Genomic DNA, 17,580 nt, shown 5'->3' on the forward strand with positions numbered 1-17,580 from the left:
ACCGGTACGGCTCCAGGATTCGTCGGCGCGAGCGCGCTGCCCAGGGCCGAAGGGCCCGGGTGGCTCCGCGCCCGCGACGGCGCACCTATGCTCCGAGCATGCGGTCGGACGGGAGCGGCACGGAGCACGACGACCGGCTCGAGGAGCTGCTCGGCGCGCTCGTCTCCGTGTCCGAGGAGCTCGAGATCGCCACCGTCCTCGAGCGCCTCGTCGCGGCCGGGTGCCGGCTGACCGGAGCCCGCTACGGCGCCCTCGGGGTGCTCGGCGAGCACGGCGGGCTGCAGGAGTTCGTGCACCGGGGCATCGACGACTCGACCGCCCGGCTGATCGGCCACCTGCCGGAGGGCCGAGGCGTCCTCGGGCACGTCGTGACGAGCCCGCACCCGCTCCGCCTGCACGACCTCGCCGACCATCCCTCGTCGGTCGGGTTCCCCGCGCACCACCCGCCGATGCACACCTTCCTCGGCGTGCCGGTGCGTGCCCGCGGCGCGGTGTTCGGCAACCTCTACCTCACCGACAAGGTGGACGCCGGCGGCGCGCACGTCGACTTCACGGCGCGGGACGAGCAGGTCGCCATCGCACTCGCGGCGACCGCCGGGGTCGCGCTCGGCCACGCGCGCGCCTACCGCCAGGCGCGGGACCACGAGAAGTGGCTCGAGACGGCGGCGACCACCACTGCGGTCCTCACCAGCGGCCGGTCGAAGGAGGAGGCCCTGCCCGCGGTGCTCGCCCTGGTCCGCGAGCGCGCGGCGGCGACGACAGCCACCTTGTTCGGGCCGGACGACGACCTGCCGCTCCCCCTCGCCGCCGACCTGGCCGGCCGGTGGCCGGTCCTGCTCCGGATGGCGGACGGGACCCAGGTCGATCAGGCAGGACCCACCTGGGTGCTCGCCCTCCCCCTGCGCAGCGGCGAGCGCTGGGTCGGCGCCCTGGCGATCTCCTGGTCCGAGGGTGAACCGCCGTCGGAACCGGCGCTCGACCTGCCGAGCCTCGCGGGATTCGGCGAGCAGCTGGCGCTCGCCCTCGACGTGTCGGACGCGCAGGCGGACCGCGCGCGGCTCGCGGTACTGGAGGAGCGCGAGCGGATCGCGCGGGACCTGCACGACATGGTCATCCAGCGGCTCTTCGCGATCGGGCTCGACGTGCAGGGAGCGGCGCAGGACGCCGTGCGCCCCGAGGTCGCGCGACGGCTCGAGGACGCGGTCGACGACCTCGACGAGACCATCAAGGACGTGCGCACGACCATCTTCCGGCTCGGCGCCCGCGGTGGCACCGCCGGCACGGGACTGCGGCACCGGATCGACGCGGAGGTGGTGAACGCGCGGCACGCCCTCGGGTTCCTCCCGCGCCTGCGCACCGATGGCGTCACCGCGACCGTCCCGGACGACGTCGCCGAGGACGCCGTCGCCGTCGTGCGCGAGGCCCTGGCCAACGTCGCGCGGCACGCCCACGCGCACGAGGTGGTCGTCCGCATCGACGTCGGGCTCGACCTCCTGGTCGAGGTGCAGGACGACGGGGTCGGGATCCCGACCGACGTCGCCGCCCGCAGCGGCCTGGCCAACCTCGAACAGCGCGCGACCCGCCGCGGTGGCGCGCTCCGGGTGGTCGCCCTGGACCAGGGCGGCACCCACCTCGAGTGGTCGGTGCCGCTGGTGTGAGCCGGGCGCGCCCGACCGTCGTCAGCCCTGGTCGTGCACCACGAGAACCGGACAGGTGGCTTCCCGTACCACCGCGCTGCTGATCGACCCGAGCAGCATGCCGCGGAATCCCCCGAGGCCACGCGACCCGACGACGAGCAGCGCCGCGCCGCGTCCGAGGCCGACGAGCGCGTCGGCGGGGTGGTCGTCGACGAGGGCCAGCCTGACGTCGAGGCCCGGGTTCTCGTCCCGGAGCGCATCGGCGACCACGTGGGCGGCCTTGTGCGTCGGGTCGTTCTCGTCGGCCGTCGCCAGCGGTGGCACGCTGCCGCTGCCGAACGGGTCGGGGATCGTCGGACGGGCGTGCACCACGACGAGAGGCCGCCCGCGCATCCAGCCCTCGCGCGCGGCGACCCGCGCCGCGGCCAGGGAGGCCGACGACCCGTCGACCCCCACCACGACGGCCGCGTCGGGCTGCAGCGGGTGATCGAGGTCGCTCCGGACGACGGCGACCGCGCAGCGCGCGTGCGCGGCGAGGTGCGAACCCGTGGCGCCCGTGCGGGTGCGGCCGTACCGGGTGCGTGCGCCCACGACGAGCAGCTGGGCGTCCGTGCTCAGCTCCCGCAGGGACGGGACCACCTGGCCGTGGACCACCCGGACCCGGACGGTGAGACCAGGGTGAAGCTCCGCGACGCGCCCGCGCTGCTCCGCGAGGTACTCCTCGACCTCCGCGTCGACGTCGCCGTCGCCGATCACCGGGTACCAGCTCCACGCCATCGTCTGCCAGGCGTCGTCGACCACCCGGACCAGGAGGACGTCGGCCCGCCGCCGCACGGCTTCGGCGACGCCCCACTCCAGGGTGTGTGCGCTGTGCGGTGAGCCGTCGAGGGCGACGACCACCTGTCCGTCGGTACGCATGGGATGCCTCCTCGCTCCCGCGTGGCGGCGTCCGCCGCTCCGCGCACCTCCAGCCTTCACCGGCGACGGGCGGTCGACCCGGGACCTGGGTCCCTGCTCACCCGGCCCCGGACGGGACCTTGGACCCTGGGGAGCGGCGGCCCGGGCGAGAAGCGTGGCGTCCACAGAGCCCGACCACACCCGGTCCCGGTCGCGGGACCTCGCACGGAGGAGAGAATCGCCATGGCCACCATCCATCCCGAGACCACGACATCGATGCACCCGGCCGTGCTGGTCGAGGACGACGTCGTCACGGCCGCGACAGGCCGCCGCTGGCTCGCCGTCACCCGGCTCGCCACGGGCTTCATCTTCCTGTGGGCGTTCCTCGACAAGGCGTTCGGCCTGCACTACAGCACGGGCGCCGCGGTGCCGGAGGGCGACCCGACGCTCGCCTGGATCAACGGGGGCACCCCGAGCCAGGGCTTCATGCAGTTTGGCGCCATCGGCCCGTTCAAGGACACGTTCGCGTCGATGGCGGGCGTCGCCACCGACTGGCTCTTCATGCTCTGCCTGCTGGGCGTCGGCGTCGCGGTGATGCTGGGCATCGGCCTGCGGGTCTCGGCCGTCGCCGGCTCGCTGCTCATGGCACTCATGTGGACGGCGGAGTGGCCGCTGCTGCAGGGGTCCACGAACCCGCTGGTCGACTACCACGTGATCTACGCCCTCGTGCTGATCACCTGTGCCGTCCTCCTCGCCGGAGACACCTGGGGCCTCGGCCGCCGGTGGGCGCGGATCCCCCTGGTGCAGCGGTTCGGCTGGCTGCGCTGACGGACCGGACGGACCATCAGAGCGGCGTCTCGACCTACGGGGCGCCGCTCTGACACGATCCCCCCATGATCGACAGCGACGCCGGGTGGACCGAAGGCATGCTCGAGGTCGACGGCCACGACGTGTTCTACCGGCGCAGCGCCGACGTCCCGGGCGCGCTCCCGATCGTGCACCTGCACGGCTTCGGCATCTCCGGGTCGTACCTCATGCCGACCGCTCGGCTGCTCGCGGCACGGGCCACCAACCTGGTGCCCGACATGCCCGGCTACGGCAAGAGCGAGCGGTGGGGCTACACCCTCGGCATCCCCGCCCTGTCCCTGGCCCTCCTGAAGATGCTCGACGAGTTCGAGCTGGACAGGGTCGTCCTGGTGGGCAACTCGATGGGCTGCCCGGTCGCCCTGGAGGTCGCGCACGCGGCACCCGACCGGGTGGACCGGATCGTGCTGGTCTCGCCCGCGGGCGGCGTGCACAACCAGGGGCTCGGCCGGGCGATCCGGCAGCTGGCGCGGGACGGCGCGCGCGAGAGCCCACGGATGGCCCGGGTCGCCGTGCCGGACTACCTGAAGTTCGGACCGGTCAACACCTTCAACACGTTCGCCGAGCTCACGCGGTTCCCGTCGCTCGAGCGGCTCCTCAAGGCCACGGTCCCCACGCTCGCCGTCATCGGCAGCAAGGACCCGCTCATGCCGCCGCCGGCCCGGGTGCGCGAGGTCAGCCGCCTCGCCGGACCCCAGACCACCGTCGCGTTGATCGAGGGCGCCGCCCATGCGATCAACTTCAGCCATCCCGGCGAGCTGTCGCACGTGATCTCGTCGTGGCTCGACGGCGTGGAGATCGTCGACGACCCCGACTCGCCCGGCTTCACGAGGGTGCTCCAGCTCCCCCGGGACTGAGGAGCCGCTCCAGGAGGAGCGCGTGCAGCTCCGGGTCCGCCAGCGGGCGGAAGTGGCCCGGCGTCGTGAGCACCACGTCGCGCGCCCCGTCGAGGGCGCTCCCGGCCGGGATGTGCGGGTCCCAGTCGCTGTACACCGAGGTGATCCGGCTGTTCACCGACAGCTCGCCGCCGAGCGCCACGATGGTCGCGTCGGTGGGCAGGAAGGCGCGGACCGACGGCACCAGGAAGTAGCGCGCATACGCCGAGCCGGCGAACGGTGTGTTGACGGCGATCATCGAGTCGATCCGGCCGTCCGGGTCGTCGCGCAGCATGGCGAGCTTGCCGACGAGGCCACCCTTGCTGTGGGCCACGAGCACCGCGCCCCGCAGGTCCTGGGCGACGAGGTAGCGCCCGAGCACCGCCGCGGCGTGCTGGACCGGCTTGCGGTTGTTGCGGAGCTCAGGCAGCACGTGGACGCGCAGCCCGTGCTCGTGCAGGAAGCGCGCGAGCGGCAGCAGGAAGTGCCAGGACTCGTAGACACCGGGCAGCAGCACCACGGGTGGCCCGACCGGCCGCTCGGGGTGCCGGAGCTCCTCGGGGTCCACCCGCGCGAGCGCGCCCTCCGCCTGCCAGCGCAGCACCGCGGCGTAGTCGCGGGCGCGCCACCAGGTCTGGCGCAGCAGGCGACCGGGCAGCGGCGTCGCGTCGGGCATGCCGTCATCGTCGCGCACGATCGCCCGCCTGTGTCCGACATGGCCCTATGTTGAGCGGGTGCAGCAGACCGGCCCTGGCTCCCTCACGTGAACATCGTCGTCGGCGCCCTCATCACGATCGGCGTCACGGCGCTCACCATCACCGCGATGCTCCTCGTCCGGCGCCGCGCGCCCGAGGGCAGCTGGTTCCAGGACGGGGACCGCGCCTCGGGGGTGTTCGGGGTGCTGGCCACGGGCTTCTCCGTGCTCCTGGGCTTCATCATCTTCCTGGCGTTCCAGTCGTACGACCAGTCGCGCTCCGGCGCCGAGACCGAGGCGGTCGTCGTCGCCCAGCAGGTGCAGACCGCCCAGTACCTGCCCGCCGACGTGCGGGACCGGCTCACCGGTGAGCTCGTCTGCTACGCCCGGGCGGTCGTGGGGGTCGAGTGGCCGCAGATGCAGTCCGGCACCCTCGGCGACTCCTTCAACCCGTGGGCGGCGGACCTCTTCCGCACGATCCGCGCGGTGGACCCTCAGACCGACGTCGAGCAGTCGGCCTACGACCGGTGGATGGACCAGACGGCGAACCGCGAGCAGGCCCGGGTCGACCGGGTGCACGGCGCCGAGGGCCTCATCCCGCTGCCGCTCTGGCTCGTCCTCTACGTGATCTCCGCCGTGATCTTCGTGTACGTGCTCTTCTTCGCGGACAGCGGCGAGGGCGCGGTGACCCAGGGCGTGCTCATGGGGAGCGTCACCATCGTCATCACGCTGCTCCTGCTCCTGCTCTCCTTCTTCGACCACCCGCACGGCGACCAGGTGGGCAAGGTCGAGCCGGTGGCGATGGAGCGGACCCTGCGCCTCATCGACGCGCAGCTCGACGAGCTGGACCTGCACGTCACGGTGCCGTGCGACGCCGAGGGCCGGGCCGGCTGACGCCGCGGACCGGGGCCGCGTCGAGCGGGTCGTCGGGCCACGCGTGCTTCGGGTACCTGCCGCGCAGCTCGGCGCGGACCTGTGGGTAGCCGGTACGCCAGAACGACTCGAGGTCGGCGGTCACGGCGGCCGGACGTCCGGCCGGGGACAGCAGGTGCAGCAGGACCGGCACGCGACCGTCGGCCAGCCGGGGCGTCGCCCGCCACCCGAACGTCTCCTGCAGCCGGACGGCCAGCACCGGCTGGTCGCCCGCGTAGTCGACCCGCACGCTCGAGCCGCTGGGCACAGTGAGCCGCTCGGGGGCGAGCTCGTCGAGGCGCCCGGCGTCGGGCCACGGCAGGAGCCGCCGCAGCGCCTGGAGCACGTCCACCCGTGCGAGGTCCCGCGGTGCACGCACCCCGGAGAGGTCCAGCCAGGAGTCCTGGTCCGCGAGCAGGGCCTCGTCGGACACGTCGGGCCACGGCGCGCCCAGAGCGGCGTGCAGGAACGCGAGGCGGAGGCGCAGCGCGGTGGCGGCCTCGGACCAGCGCAGCATCGAGAGTCCCTCGCGTGCCAGGCCGTCGTGCACCGCCGCGAGGACGAGCGCGCGAGGCGCGTCCGTGAGCGGCACCGACGAGAGCTCGATCGCGCCCAGCCGCTGCACGCGCCGGGCGACGACCGCGCCCTGTACCCAGGCGACCGTCTCGTCGTCCTGGAGCAGGGCGGGCGCCGCCTCCGTCGCGAGCTCGAGGTCGAGGGGGGCGGCGGACCGGATGATCGCGTCGCGGCGGCCGGCGCCCCGGTCGGCGTCGGCGACCGCGAGCCACGGGAGGCCGACGAGAGCCGACCCGGCGGGCAGCGCGGCGCCCGTCCCGGACGTCATGAGGTAGGTCGACCCACCCGGGCGGAGCCGCGCGATGCGGTCCGGGTGCGCGAGCGCGACGACGAGGCCGACGGCCAGGTCGTCCGTGAGGTCGTGCTCCGCCGGCCGTCCCGGCGGCACCGACGACCTGAGCCGGTCGACCTGCGCGCGCCAGCCCGACGCCTGCGGTCCCCCGCGCCGGGCTGCCCGCAGGGCAGCGACGAGGTCGTTGCCGGGCGCTCGGGTGTCGTCGGAGAGGAGCGCGACGACCTCGGCGGCGCGCCGCGCGCCGACGAGGCCGGCGCCGTCCAGCAACGCCCGCGCGAGCCGCGGGTCGGCGGGGACGGCAGCCACCGCCCGGCCTCGCGCCGTCGGGTGGCCGTCCGGGCCAACCGCACCAAGGTCCGCGAGGATCGCGTGCGCCGCCGCCATGGCCGCCTCGGGCGGCGTGTCCAGGAGCGCCAGCCCGGCACCGTCCGGCCTCCCCCAGCACGCCAGCTCGAGCGCGAACGCGGTGAGGTCCGCGGTGAGGATCTCCGGTTGCGGGTGCGCCCGCAGGCGGGCGTCGTCGGCCGCGGACCAGCACCGGTACACCGCCCCTGGCCCCTCCCGGCCGGCGCGCCCGGCACGCTGCTCCGCGGCCGCCCGGCTCACGCTCACCGTCACCAGGCCGGCGAGGCCCCGGCGATGGTCGGTGCGCGGCTCGCGCGAGAAGCCCGCGTCCACCACCACCCGCACGCCCGGCACGGTCAGCGACGACTCCGCCACCGCCGTCGACACGACGACCCGTCGCCGCGCGCCGGGGGCGAGCGCGAGGTCCTGCTCGCGGGGCGGCAGCCGGCCGTGCAGCGGGCGCACGTCGACGTCGAGGCCGGAGAGTCGTCGCGCGACGCCGTCGACCTCGCCGGCGCCCGGCACGAACACCAGGAGGTCCCCCGTGCGCTCCGCCAGGGCGCGGCGCACGGTCGCACCGACGTGGTCGAGGAACCCGGGCGTCACGCCGCGCTCGTCGGTCCGAGCCACCCGGGGCGGCGGCGGGCTGTGGACGACGTCGACCGGGAAGAGCGCCCCGGCGACGCTCACCACCGGCGCTCCGCCCAGCAGCGCCGCCGTTCTCGACGCCTCGACCGTCGCGGACATCGCGACCACCGCGAGGTCCCCGCGCAGGTGCGACCGCACGTCCACGAGCAGGGCGAGCGCGAGGTCGTCGTCGAGATGGCGCTCGTGGACCTCGTCGAGCACCACCGCGCCGACGCCCGGCAGCTCCGGGTCGCGCTGCAGGCGCCGCACCAGCACGCCCGTGGTGACCACCTCGATGCGCGTCGCGGCGGTCACGACGTGCTCGCCGCGCACCGAGTACCCGACCGTGGCGCCCACCGGCTCGCCCAGCAGGTGGGCGAGCCTGCGCGCCGCGGCCCGCGCGGCGATGCGGCGGGGCTGCGTCACGACCACCCGGCCGGCCACCGCCGACGCGACGGCCGGAGGGACGAGCGTCGTCTTGCCCGTGCCGGGCGGAGCCTGCACCACCACGACACCGCCGGTCCGGAGCGCCGCGACCACGCCGGGCAGGCCGTGCCGCACCGGCAGGTCGGGCGGGTCGGCCAGCAGCCGGCCGATCGGGTCGTCGTCCACGGGTGGAGTCTGCCCCGAGAGTGAAGGATGACGAGCATGACGACGCTGCCGCTGACCCCCGACGAGCTCCTGACCACGACACGCTCCGTCCGCAAGCGGCTCGACCTGACCCGCGACGTCCCGCTCGAGCTGGTCCGCGAGTGCCTCGAGATCGCGCTCCAGGCACCGTCGGGCTCGAACCGGCAGGGCTGGCACTGGATGGTCGTCACCGATCCCGGGCTGCGCCGCGCGGTGGGAGACGTCTACCGGCGGGCCGTGGACGACTACGTCGCCGCGCCCGGGTACGCCGGCCGGCTCTTCCAGGACGACCCCGAGCGCGCGGCCGTGCAGCGGCGGATCGGCGAGAGCGTCGAATACCTCGGGCGGCACCTCGGCGACGCGCCGGTGCTCGTCATCCCGTGCCTGACCGCGCCACGCCTGTCCGGCGGGAGCCAGGCGGGGCTGTGGGGCTCGCTCCTGCCCGCGGCCTGGAGCTACATGCTCGCCGCGCGCGCCCGGGGGCTCGGGACCGCGTGGACCACGCTGCACCTGGCGCACGAGCAGGAGGTCGCGGACCTCCTCGGCATCCCCGCCGGCGTCCGCCAGGGCGCGCTGATCCCGACGGCGTACTGCACCGGCGAGACGTTCCGGCCGGCCCCGCGCCAGCCGCTGGACGAGGTGTGGCACCTCGACGGGTGGTGAGTCAGGACCGGTCCTTGGCCGACTCCACGGGCAGCAGCACCGCGCCCAGCAGGAAGCAGACGGCACCGAGGAACGTCCCGAGGTTCACGAGCGCGACGTTGGCCAGCTCGCCGGTGGAGCGCACGTAGCGCGCGGCGATCGCGGACACACCGAACGCGAGGGACCCGGCCATGTTCAGCGCGGAGATGCGCCAGCCGACCGATCGGTCCGAGCGGGGCAGGATCCCGCGGTTGACCTCGGAGTACGCGAGCCAGCTGGCCACGAGGAAGCAGATCGACCCGAACACGTCCGGCGCCCACACCAGCCGCTTGGCCTGCTCGGTCGTGAGGTCGGTCTGGGTGGCGGCGAAGGTGCTGATGTTGAAGTACACGGTGCCGACCAGCTGGACGAGCACGGCCCAGAAGTCGATCCGCCGCGGCTTCCACCCGACCAGGGACGCCAGGCGCCGCGGCCTCGCGGACTGCGCCAGGACACCGCCGGGCGCCCGCAGCACCTCGTGGAACTGCAGGTACCCGGCGCTGGTGAAGAAGATCGAGCCGACGAAGAACGTGACCGCGACCAGGGCAGGATCGACCGCGTCGAAGTACGCCGGCACCGACCCGAGGGCGAAGCAGATCGAGCCGATCCCGAACAGCGAGCCGATCCACCAGCTCATGGCGCTGGCCCGGCCGCCCTCCGCACGGACGCCCGCCAGCCGCAGACCCAGACCCTTGCGGTGCCGCCGTGACGTCCACTCGACCTCGGTGCCGTCCGGGCGCGCGAGGACGGCGTGCGTGACGAAGCCGGCCGGCCCGCGGGTGCGCAGGACGCGCCAGCCCGCGGGCAGGTCGGGGACGCTCGAGGTCACTGCGCCAGACCGGTGCGCGCCTTGCTCTTCGCGGCGGCGTGGGCGGGCGACGTCCACACGTCGGGCTTGGCCGCGGGCCGCTGGACCGGCTGCTCGGCGACGAGCGCGTCCCACCCGGCGAAGAGGTCGCGCAGGAGCTGCTCGATCATCATGCGGCTCAGGTCCAGGCGCACGACGACGCGGAGCAGGTGCACCTCCTCCGCGTCGGGCGGCAGGCTGTACGCGGGGACGATCCAGCCGTCCTCCCGCAGCCGGGCGGACAGGTGGTAGACGTCGAAGCCCGGGTCGCCCTTGATCGTGAACGTGACGACGGGCTCCGCCAGGCCCGGGTTGAGGATCTCGAACTTGCCGCTGGCCTCCAGGCTCTCGTTGAGGAACCGGGCGTTGGCCAGCATGGTCTCGACGATCGACGTGTACCCGCTGCGCCCGAGCCGCAGGAAGTTGTACATCTGCGCCTGGATCATGGCCGAGCCGCGGGAGAAGTTGAAGGTGTACGTGGGCTGGGCCCCACCGAGGTAGTTGACGCTGAAGACGAGGTCCTCGGGGAGCCTGGAGGCGTCGCGGAAGATCAGCCACCCCACGCCCGGGTAGACCAGGCCGTACTTGTGGCCGGACACGTTGATCGAGGCGACCTGCTCCAGGCGGAAGTCCCAGCGCAGGTCCGGCTCCGCGAACGGGGCGATGAAGGCGCCGCTGGCGCCGTCCACGTGCAGCGGGATGTCCCAGCCCTTGTCGGCCTTGACCCGCAGCAGCAGGTCGTTGATCTCCTCGATCGGGTCCGCCTCGCCGATGTGCGTCGTGCCGAGCACGGCCCCGACCGCGATCGTGTTCTCGTCGATGTGCGCCTCGACGTCGGCCGCGTCCAGCACGAACCGGTCGCGCTTCATCGGGATCTTGCGCATCTCGACGTCGAAGTAGTTGGCGAACTTGTCCCACACCACGTGGGTCTCGGCGCCGAAGACCACGTTCGGCCGGTCGGTCGGCAGCCCGGCGGCTCGTCGGCGGTCGCGCCACGCTCGCTTGTGGGCGAGCAGGCCGAGCATGATCGCCTCCGAGGAGCCGATCGTCGCCACCCCGACGACCTGCGTCGAGTCCGGCGCGTGGAAGAGGTCCCCGAGCATGTGCACGCAGGCCTCCTCGATCAGGGAGGCCGCCGGGTACTCCTCGTGGTCGATGTGGTTCTTGCGGAGGGTGTCGTGGATCAGCCTCTCCGCCTGCGGCTCCATCCAGGTCGTCACGAAGGACGCCAGGTTGAGGGTCTCGCGGCCGTCGAGCATCAGGCCCGTGTGCAGCAGCTCGTAGGCCTCGTCCGGCTCGAGGCCGTGGGCCGGGAACGTCCCGCGGTCGATGTGCTCGCGGAAGCTGGGCCGGCCGTGGATCGGGCCGTAGGGGTCGGGCGTCTCGCTCACGTGCGCTCCTCCAGTTCATCCGTCCGGAGCTGCGGCGGACTGCCGTCTCCGGCGGGTACCTGCGGGATCGAACGTATCGCTGTCGAGATCCCTCTGTCCCGGTATGTCTCATCTTGGCGCCCGGTACTCTCCGAGAGATGGCCTGGTACGACCAGACGTTCGTGCAGACCGGCCGGTCGCCCGCGCTGTGGGCGCTCGTCGGCTTCCTCCTGACGTTCGCCCTCGTCCGTACGATCACCCGCCGGATCCACGCGCGCGAGGCCGCTCGCGACGCCTCCGCCGGGGCGGTCAAGGACGTGTACATCGGCGGTGTCCACGTCCACCACCAGGTGTGGGGCATCCTGCTCGTCCTCGTCTACGGCCTGCTCGTCTTCCGCTTCACGCCGGCGTCCCCGTGGATCGACGTCCTCGCCCTCGTGTTCGGGTCGGGCGCGGCCCTGACCCTCGACGAGTTCGCGCTGTGGTTCCACCTGGACGACGTGTACTGGTCGACGGAGGGCCGCAAGTCGATCGACGCCATCCTGGTCGGGGCAGCCCTGGGCGGCGCGATCCTGCTCGGGGTGTCGCCCATCGGGCAGACGCCCACCCGGGGCACGCCGGCGTGGATCTACACCGCCGTGGTCCTGTCGCACATGGCCTGCGCCCTCGTGTGCATCCTCAAGGGCAAGATCGCCACCGGGATCCTCGGGATCGTGGTGCCGGCCCTCGCCTGGATCGGGGCGGTCCGGCTGGCCAAGCCGGGCTCGTGGTGGGCGCGGCGCCGGTACCGCGGCAGGAAGCTCGAGCGCGCCGAGCACCGGTTCGACGCCGCCTACGCGGCCCGGCACGACCGGCTGCGCGACCTGCTCGGCGGCGCCCCCGCCCCCGGCCCCGCCGGTCCCCCGACGGCCGACGGGTAGGATCGACCGATCCCCGCGCGCCCGGCTCTCGTGCTTCCCTGCCCGTCGGCCACCCCCTGACGACCAGCAAGGACCCCGCACGATGACTGCCCCCACCCTCACCGGCCCCGAGCTGACCGACGGCGTCGACGCCGCCGAGCTCGAGGTCTTCCTCCGCGTCGCCGAGCAGATCAGCGCCCTGCCGTCGGACCACCCGCACCTCGCGCTGGCACGCCGAGCGACGTCCGCCCTGTTCAAGGCGGCGAAGAAGCAGCGGCGCGCCGAGAAGCGCGACGCCATCAGCGCCGCGGACCGCGCGGTCATCCACGCGACGGCCACCGGCAGCCCGGGCCGCATCGACGACGAGACCCAGGGCCTCCCGCTGGTGTCCAGCGTCCAGGGCGCCAGCGCCGGCACCCTGCTCAAGGCCCGGCCCTGCTACATCTGCAAAGAGCCGTACGTCGAGGTCGACGCGTTCTACCACCAGCTCTGCCCGGCCTGCGCGCGGCTCAACCACGCCAAGCGCGACGCCCGCACCGACCTCACGGGCAAGCGCGCCCTGCTCACCGGCGGGCGCGCCAAGATCGGCATGTACATCGCGCTGCGCCTGCTGCGGGACGGCGCGACGACGACGATCACCACGCGGTTCCCCCGCGACGCGGCCCGCCGGTTCGCCGCGATGCCCGACAGCGCCGACTGGCTGGACCGCCTGAGCATCGTCGGCATCGACCTGCGCGACCCGGCCCAGGTGGTCGCGCTCGCCGACTCCGTGGCCGCGCAGGGTCCGCTCGACATCCTCATCAACAACGCCGCTCAGACCGTGCGCCGCTCCCCCGGCGCGTACACGCACCTCGCGGACGCCGAGCTCGAGCCGCTGCCCGACCGCCCGCTGCCGCAGATCACCACCTACGGCCGCACCAGCAGCGCCCACCCCATCGCGCTCGCCGGCTCGGTCACCGAGCTGACCAGCATCGCGGCGGGCGCGGGCGTCGACGCGCTGGCGCTCAGCGCCGAGCACGCCTCGCTCGAGCGGCTGGTGGCCGGCACCGCGATCGACGCGGGTGGCCTCGTGCCCGACACGGCGGAGTCGAACAGCTGGGTGCACACGGTCGACCAGGTGGACCCGATGGAGCTGCTCGAGGTGCAGCTGTGCAACCAGACGGCCCCGTTCATCCTGGTCAGCCGGCTGCGGGGCGCCATGCGTGCGACCGACGCGGGCCGCGCCTACGTGGTCAACGTCTCCGCGATGGAGGGCGTCTTCTCCCGCGGCTACAAGGGCCCCGGCCACCCGCACACCAACATGGCGAAGGCCGCGCTCAACATGCTCACGCGGACCAGCGCGACGGAGCTGGCGACCGACGGCATCCTCATGACGAGCGTCGACACCGGGTGGATCACGGACGAGCGCCCGCACCCGACCAAGGTGCGGCTCGCCGAGGAGGGGTTCCACGCCCCGCTCGACCTCGTCGACGGCGCGGCGCGCGTGTACGACCCGATCGTGCGCGGGGAGGCCGGTGAGGACCTGTACGGCTGCTTCCTCAAGGACTACGTGCGCTCGGCCTGGTGACCCGATTTGTCATCCTTGTCATGAATTGATCCCCGCGAGCATCATCGAGGCGGGGGTCGGCGTCGACCGTGACGCCGCTCCCCCACCAGGGGGCGTGACATGGGGACATCGGTGTGGATGTTCAGCGGGGACCGGACCATCCGGTACGACCGCGGGACCGACGCGGCGGACGCGGGCAGGACCGGCCCGACCGCGGCAGAGTGGCACGGGTTCACCGAGGCGGGCTTCGCAGACAGCGTCGACGCCGCGGTGAACTGGCAGAACGGGCGGATCTACTTCTTCCGCGGCGACCAGTACCTGCGCTACGACCTGGAGCCCGACCGGGTCGCGGACGGGTACCCGCGCCCGATCGCCGGGAACTGGCCGGGTCTGGCCGAGGCGGGGTTCACCACCGTCGACGCGGCCATGAACTGGGGCAACGGCAAGGCGTACTTCTTCCGGGGCGACCAGTACGTGCGGTACGACGTCGCCGGGGACACGGCCGACCCGGGGTACCCGCGACCGATCGCCGGGAACTGGCCCGGCCTTGCCGAGGCAGGCTTCGACGGCGTCGACTCCGCGATCGCGTGGGGCAACGGCAAGGCGTACTTCTTCCGCGGCACGTCGTACGTCCGGTACGACGTCCTCGACGGCAGGGTCGACCTCGGCTACCCGCTCCCGATCGCCCTGCAGTGGGCCGGCCTCGGCGCCGCGGGCTTCGGCGGCCCGCTCAAGGCCGTCGTCGACACCTACCAGACCGGTGAGGTCTGGCTGCCCGGCGCCGAGGTCCGCCCCGCCACGGTCGCCGGTCCCCCGTACGTGCCGATGCCGTGGCGCGGCGTCCTGCACACGACCGAGGGCACCACGCTCGACGGCGCCCTGGGCACGCTGGACGCGAAGCGGTCGTGGCCGACGCTCACCATCGAGCCGCTGACCGGCCGGATCGTGCAGCACTACTCCCTCGCGACGGGCGCACGTGCGCTGCGCAGCGCGACCGCCGACCTGGTCAAGAACGCGGCGCGCGCGGTGCAGATCGAGATCGTCGGCAAGGCGGCCGAGACCCCGGGCTGGACCCCGGCGCAGCTCGACATGATCCGGGGCGTCATGCGCTCCATCGAGGCGCTGGTCCCCATCCCGCAGGCGTCGGGCCGGAGCTTCCTCGACAGTGCGGGCGTCAACCACACGCCGGACAACCGGATGTCGGTGGACGAGTGGAAGCGGTTCTCCGGGTGGTGCGGGCACCAGCACGTCCCCGCGGAGACCCACTGGGACCCCGGCGGCATCGACATCGCCACGCTGCTGACCTAGGTCCCGGGAGGCGCAGACGGCGGCCGTCCTCCACGATGAGCGCGTGCATCGTGATCTCACCGCCCACCTCTCCCTCGACGTCACCTCCCCTGCGACACTCGCCTTCGAGCTCGCGGTCTCGACGCAGCTCGCGGTGCAGGAGAGCCTGCGGGTCACGCTCGACGGACGCCCGGTCGAGCCGAAGGAGGTCCCCGACCACCACGGCACGCGCCTGCACGTCGTCCAGGCGGACGTCGGGCGGCTGGTGCTCGACTACTCCGCCTCGGTCGAGGGGCGCGCCACGCCGGTCAGCTCCGACGAGGCGGACCTGCTGCGCTACCTGCGGCCGAGCCGATACTGCGAGTCGGACACCCTGGGGCCGACCGCCTACGCGGAGTTCGCCGGGCTGCGAGGCTTCGACCTGCTCGCCGCCGTGAGCTCCTGGGTGGGCTCGCGCCTCTCGTACGTGCCGGGGTCCAGCCTGCCCACCGACGGCGCGGTCCAGACGCTCCTGGCCCGCAAGGGCGTCTGCCGGGACTACGCCCATCTCGTCATCGCCCTGCTGCGCGCCCTCGACGTCCCCGCCCGGCTGGTGTCGGTGTACGCGCCGGGCCTCTACCCGATGGACTTCCACGCCGTCGCCGAGGCGAACCTCGACGGCCAGTGGTACGTCGTCGACGCCACGACCCTGGCCCCGCGCAGCACGCTGGTCCGGATCGCCACCGGCCGCGACGCGTCCGACACGGCCTTCCTCAACGTGCACCACGGCTACGCCGACCTCGACGAGCTCGAGGTCAGCGCCGTCGTCGACGTCCTGCCGAACGACGACGTGCGGGACCTGGTCACGCTCGGCTGAGCCGGCCGCTGTTAGCCTCCGCAACGTGACGGAAGAGGACGAGACGGTCCCGCGGCCACGCCGGTCGTTCTTCGCCCGCCGGTTCGGCGAGGACGACTTCGGCATCGTGCTCAGCCTGCTGGTCACCGTGTACGTGCTCTACGCGCTGAGCTCGGCCCTGTGGGTGGAGATCACCGTCCTCGTGCTGTACCTGTTCACGCTGGGCCTTGCCGTGCGGACGTCCCGGCCGATGCCCCACCAGAAGCGGTTCGTCCGCGTCGTGCTCGTGGTCGCGGCGGTGATCGCGGTCGTCGCTCTCGCCATCCTGCCGCGGCAGGCGGCGGAGGGCGTGCTCGACCTGCTCGTCTGCGTGATCCTCATGACCGCGCTCGTCGTCATCCTCGACCGGATCCTGCGGCGGACCGCCGTCACCGTGCAGTCCCTCGCCGGCGCGCTGTCCGCCTACCTCATCATCGGGATGTTCTTCGCGAGCCTGTTCGGCTTCATGGACGCCGTCACGCCCGGGCCGTTCTTCGCCGACGGCCAGCTGGCCAACGCGCGGTCGTTCCAGTACTTCTCGTACACCACGCTGACCACGCTCGGGTACGGCGACTACACGGCGGCGCTGTTCCCGGGCCGCAGCATCGCGACGTTCGAGGCGCTCGTCGGACAGGTCTTCCTCGCCGTGCTGGTGGCCCGCCTGGTCGCCGCCTTCCACGGGCGCGCGGAGGTCCTGCCGCCGAAGGGTGCCGAGGGGCCCGTCACAGGTCCGGCAGCGCCCCCCGGCTGAGGTTGGTCACCGTCGCGGTCATCGCCCGGGCCCGGTCCGACGCCAGGAACGCGACGACGTCGCCGACGGCGTCGAGCGTGAGCTCGTCGGCCAGGAGCGGTCCGGGCACGCCGAGCCCGCTCGCCACGGCCTCCTCGAGTGTCAGACCGCGGGCGCGGGCGCTCCGCTCCCACATCTCCCCCGCGTAGGAGCCGTGCGCGATCGACCCCGGGATCGCGTCGGGCCGCACGCACACCACCCGGACGCCCGACGGACCCACGTCCCCGGCGAGCTGACGGGCGAGCGCCTCGACGGCCGCGCACGCCGGGCCGAACCCGTCGGACGGCAGCACGACGCGCGACGCCGTGCTCGACAGCAGCACGACCACGCCGCTGCCGGCCGCGACCATGTGACGCGCCGCGGCCGTGGCCGTGACGAACTGCGTGGTGGCCATCGCCACGAGCGGCTCGAGGAACTCGGCCAGCGACACGTCCCGCAGGCTCGATCCCTGGACGTGGTCCGCGCCGACGGCGTTGACGGCGACGTCGATCCGGCCACGGCTCGCGACGACGCCGGCGAGGTGCGCGTCGACCGCCTCCGGGTCGGTCGCGTCGACGTGTGCGGCGACCGCCGTCCCACCGGACCCGAGGATGTCGCGCTCGAGCCGCTCGAGCCTCTCGTGCGACCGCGCGGCGAGGTGCACGACCGCCCCGTCGCGGGCGAGCGCCCGCGAGATCGCGCTGCCCAGAGCGCCCGTCGCGCCGTACACCACGGCGATCTTCCCGTTCAGCTCCACGGTTCCTCCCTCGTCGTCGACAACCGGATGACGCACGGACCTGCCCACGATCGACAGCCACGTATCTGTCCCCCGACGTCCGCCCCCTTCCGGTCGGACGGGCGCACGTGCGCCCGCGGTCACGACGACGCAACGGCGGGCGGGTGGTCCTGACGGCCCACTCCCAGGGCAGCGTCATCGCCGCAGCCGCCGTGGGCC

At 73.7% G+C, this 17,580-nt stretch carries 16 protein-coding genes; 10 read left to right on the forward strand and 6 right to left on the reverse strand.

Annotated features, from left to right (window positions below; genetic code table 11):
- The first annotated feature begins 98 nt into the window (after positions 1-98).
- Positions 99-1,658: a GAF domain-containing sensor histidine kinase gene (locus AC1DT4_RS01935; RefSeq protein ID WP_477088080.1), complete on the forward strand. Its 1,560-nt coding sequence runs from the start codon at positions 99-101 to the stop codon at positions 1,656-1,658.
- A gap of 21 nt (positions 1,659-1,679) precedes the next feature.
- Here AC1DT4_RS01935 and AC1DT4_RS01940 read toward each other — a convergent pair whose 3' ends face one another.
- Positions 1,680-2,555, reverse strand: coding sequence for a universal stress protein (locus AC1DT4_RS01940; protein ID WP_477088081.1), 876 nt, complete (start codon positions 2,553-2,555; stop codon positions 1,680-1,682).
- A gap of 222 nt (positions 2,556-2,777) precedes the next feature.
- On the opposite strand from AC1DT4_RS01940, the gene AC1DT4_RS01945 reads away from it, so the two are divergent.
- Both AC1DT4_RS01945 and AC1DT4_RS01950 read left to right on the forward strand, forming a co-directional pair.
- Positions 2,778-3,362 (forward strand): DoxX family protein, encoded by a 585-nt coding sequence (locus AC1DT4_RS01945; RefSeq protein WP_477088082.1) that lies wholly within the window; start codon positions 2,778-2,780, stop codon positions 3,360-3,362.
- 65 nt (positions 3,363-3,427) lie between these two features.
- Positions 3,428-4,255: an alpha/beta fold hydrolase gene (locus AC1DT4_RS01950; RefSeq protein WP_477088083.1), complete on the forward strand. Its 828-nt coding sequence runs from the start codon at positions 3,428-3,430 to the stop codon at positions 4,253-4,255.
- On the opposite strand, the gene AC1DT4_RS01955 is transcribed toward AC1DT4_RS01950, so the two are convergent.
- Positions 4,224-4,949, reverse strand: coding sequence for an esterase/lipase family protein (locus AC1DT4_RS01955; protein ID WP_477088084.1), 726 nt, complete (start codon positions 4,947-4,949; stop codon positions 4,224-4,226). The genes AC1DT4_RS01950 and AC1DT4_RS01955 overlap by 32 nt on opposite strands.
- 87 nt (positions 4,950-5,036) lie before the next feature.
- Between AC1DT4_RS01955 and AC1DT4_RS01960 the strand changes: the two genes are divergently transcribed.
- Entirely contained in the window at positions 5,037-5,861 is an 825-nt protein-coding gene (locus tag AC1DT4_RS01960) for a bestrophin-like domain (protein ID WP_477088085.1), read from the forward strand.
- On the opposite strand, the gene hrpB is transcribed toward AC1DT4_RS01960, so the two are convergent.
- Complete coding sequence (gene hrpB, locus AC1DT4_RS01965; protein WP_477088086.1) at positions 5,824-8,334, reverse strand: ATP-dependent helicase HrpB; 2,511 nt, start codon at positions 8,332-8,334, stop codon at positions 5,824-5,826. The two genes, AC1DT4_RS01960 and hrpB, sit on opposite strands and share 38 nt — an antisense overlap.
- A gap of 36 nt (positions 8,335-8,370) precedes the next feature.
- Here hrpB and AC1DT4_RS01970 point away from each other — a divergent pair, with 36 nt between their 5' ends.
- Positions 8,371-9,015: a nitroreductase family protein gene (locus tag AC1DT4_RS01970; protein WP_477088087.1), complete on the forward strand. Its 645-nt coding sequence runs from the start codon at positions 8,371-8,373 to the stop codon at positions 9,013-9,015.
- A gap of 1 nt (position 9,016) precedes the next feature.
- Here AC1DT4_RS01970 and AC1DT4_RS01975 read toward each other — a convergent pair whose 3' ends face one another.
- Both AC1DT4_RS01975 and gad read right to left on the reverse strand, forming a co-directional pair.
- On the reverse strand, positions 9,017-9,862 hold the full coding sequence (locus tag AC1DT4_RS01975) for a hypothetical protein (protein WP_477088088.1): 846 nt from the start codon (positions 9,860-9,862) through the stop codon (positions 9,017-9,019).
- Entirely contained in the window at positions 9,859-11,271 is a 1,413-nt protein-coding gene (gene gad, locus AC1DT4_RS01980; RefSeq protein ID WP_477088089.1) for a glutamate decarboxylase, read from the reverse strand. Before gad ends, AC1DT4_RS01975 begins: the two co-directional genes overlap by 4 nt.
- Positions 11,272-11,408: 137 nt before the next feature.
- Between gad and AC1DT4_RS01985 the strand changes: the two genes are divergently transcribed.
- The 5 genes from AC1DT4_RS01985 (at position 11,409) to AC1DT4_RS02005 (ending at position 16,607) form a co-directional block, all read left to right on the forward strand.
- On the forward strand, positions 11,409-12,170 hold the full coding sequence (locus AC1DT4_RS01985; RefSeq protein ID WP_477088090.1) for a hypothetical protein: 762 nt from the start codon (positions 11,409-11,411) through the stop codon (positions 12,168-12,170).
- 82 nt (positions 12,171-12,252) lie between these two features.
- A complete protein-coding gene (locus tag AC1DT4_RS01990; RefSeq protein ID WP_477088091.1) occupies positions 12,253-13,716 on the forward strand; it encodes an SDR family NAD(P)-dependent oxidoreductase in 1,464 nt (487 codons plus the stop codon).
- Between the two features lie 99 nt (positions 13,717-13,815).
- The gene (locus AC1DT4_RS01995; RefSeq protein ID WP_477088092.1) at positions 13,816-15,003 is read left to right on the forward strand and encodes a hemopexin repeat-containing protein; all 1,188 of its coding nucleotides are present in this window, start codon (positions 13,816-13,818) and stop codon (positions 15,001-15,003) included.
- 43 nt (positions 15,004-15,046) lie between these two features.
- Positions 15,047-15,838, forward strand: a complete 792-nt coding sequence (locus tag AC1DT4_RS02000; protein ID WP_477088093.1) for a transglutaminase-like domain-containing protein — start codon at positions 15,047-15,049, stop codon at positions 15,836-15,838.
- A gap of 25 nt (positions 15,839-15,863) precedes the next feature.
- Complete coding sequence (locus tag AC1DT4_RS02005; RefSeq protein ID WP_477088094.1) at positions 15,864-16,607, forward strand: potassium channel family protein; 744 nt, start codon at positions 15,864-15,866, stop codon at positions 16,605-16,607.
- Here AC1DT4_RS02005 and AC1DT4_RS02010 read toward each other — a convergent pair.
- Positions 16,579-17,382: an SDR family NAD(P)-dependent oxidoreductase gene (locus AC1DT4_RS02010; RefSeq protein WP_477088095.1), complete on the reverse strand. Its 804-nt coding sequence runs from the start codon at positions 17,380-17,382 to the stop codon at positions 16,579-16,581. The two genes, AC1DT4_RS02005 and AC1DT4_RS02010, sit on opposite strands and share 29 nt — an antisense overlap.
- Positions 17,383-17,580: the final 198 nt, after the last annotated feature.

It is taken from the genome of Cellulomonas sp. P4_D11 (assembly GCF_056401915.1).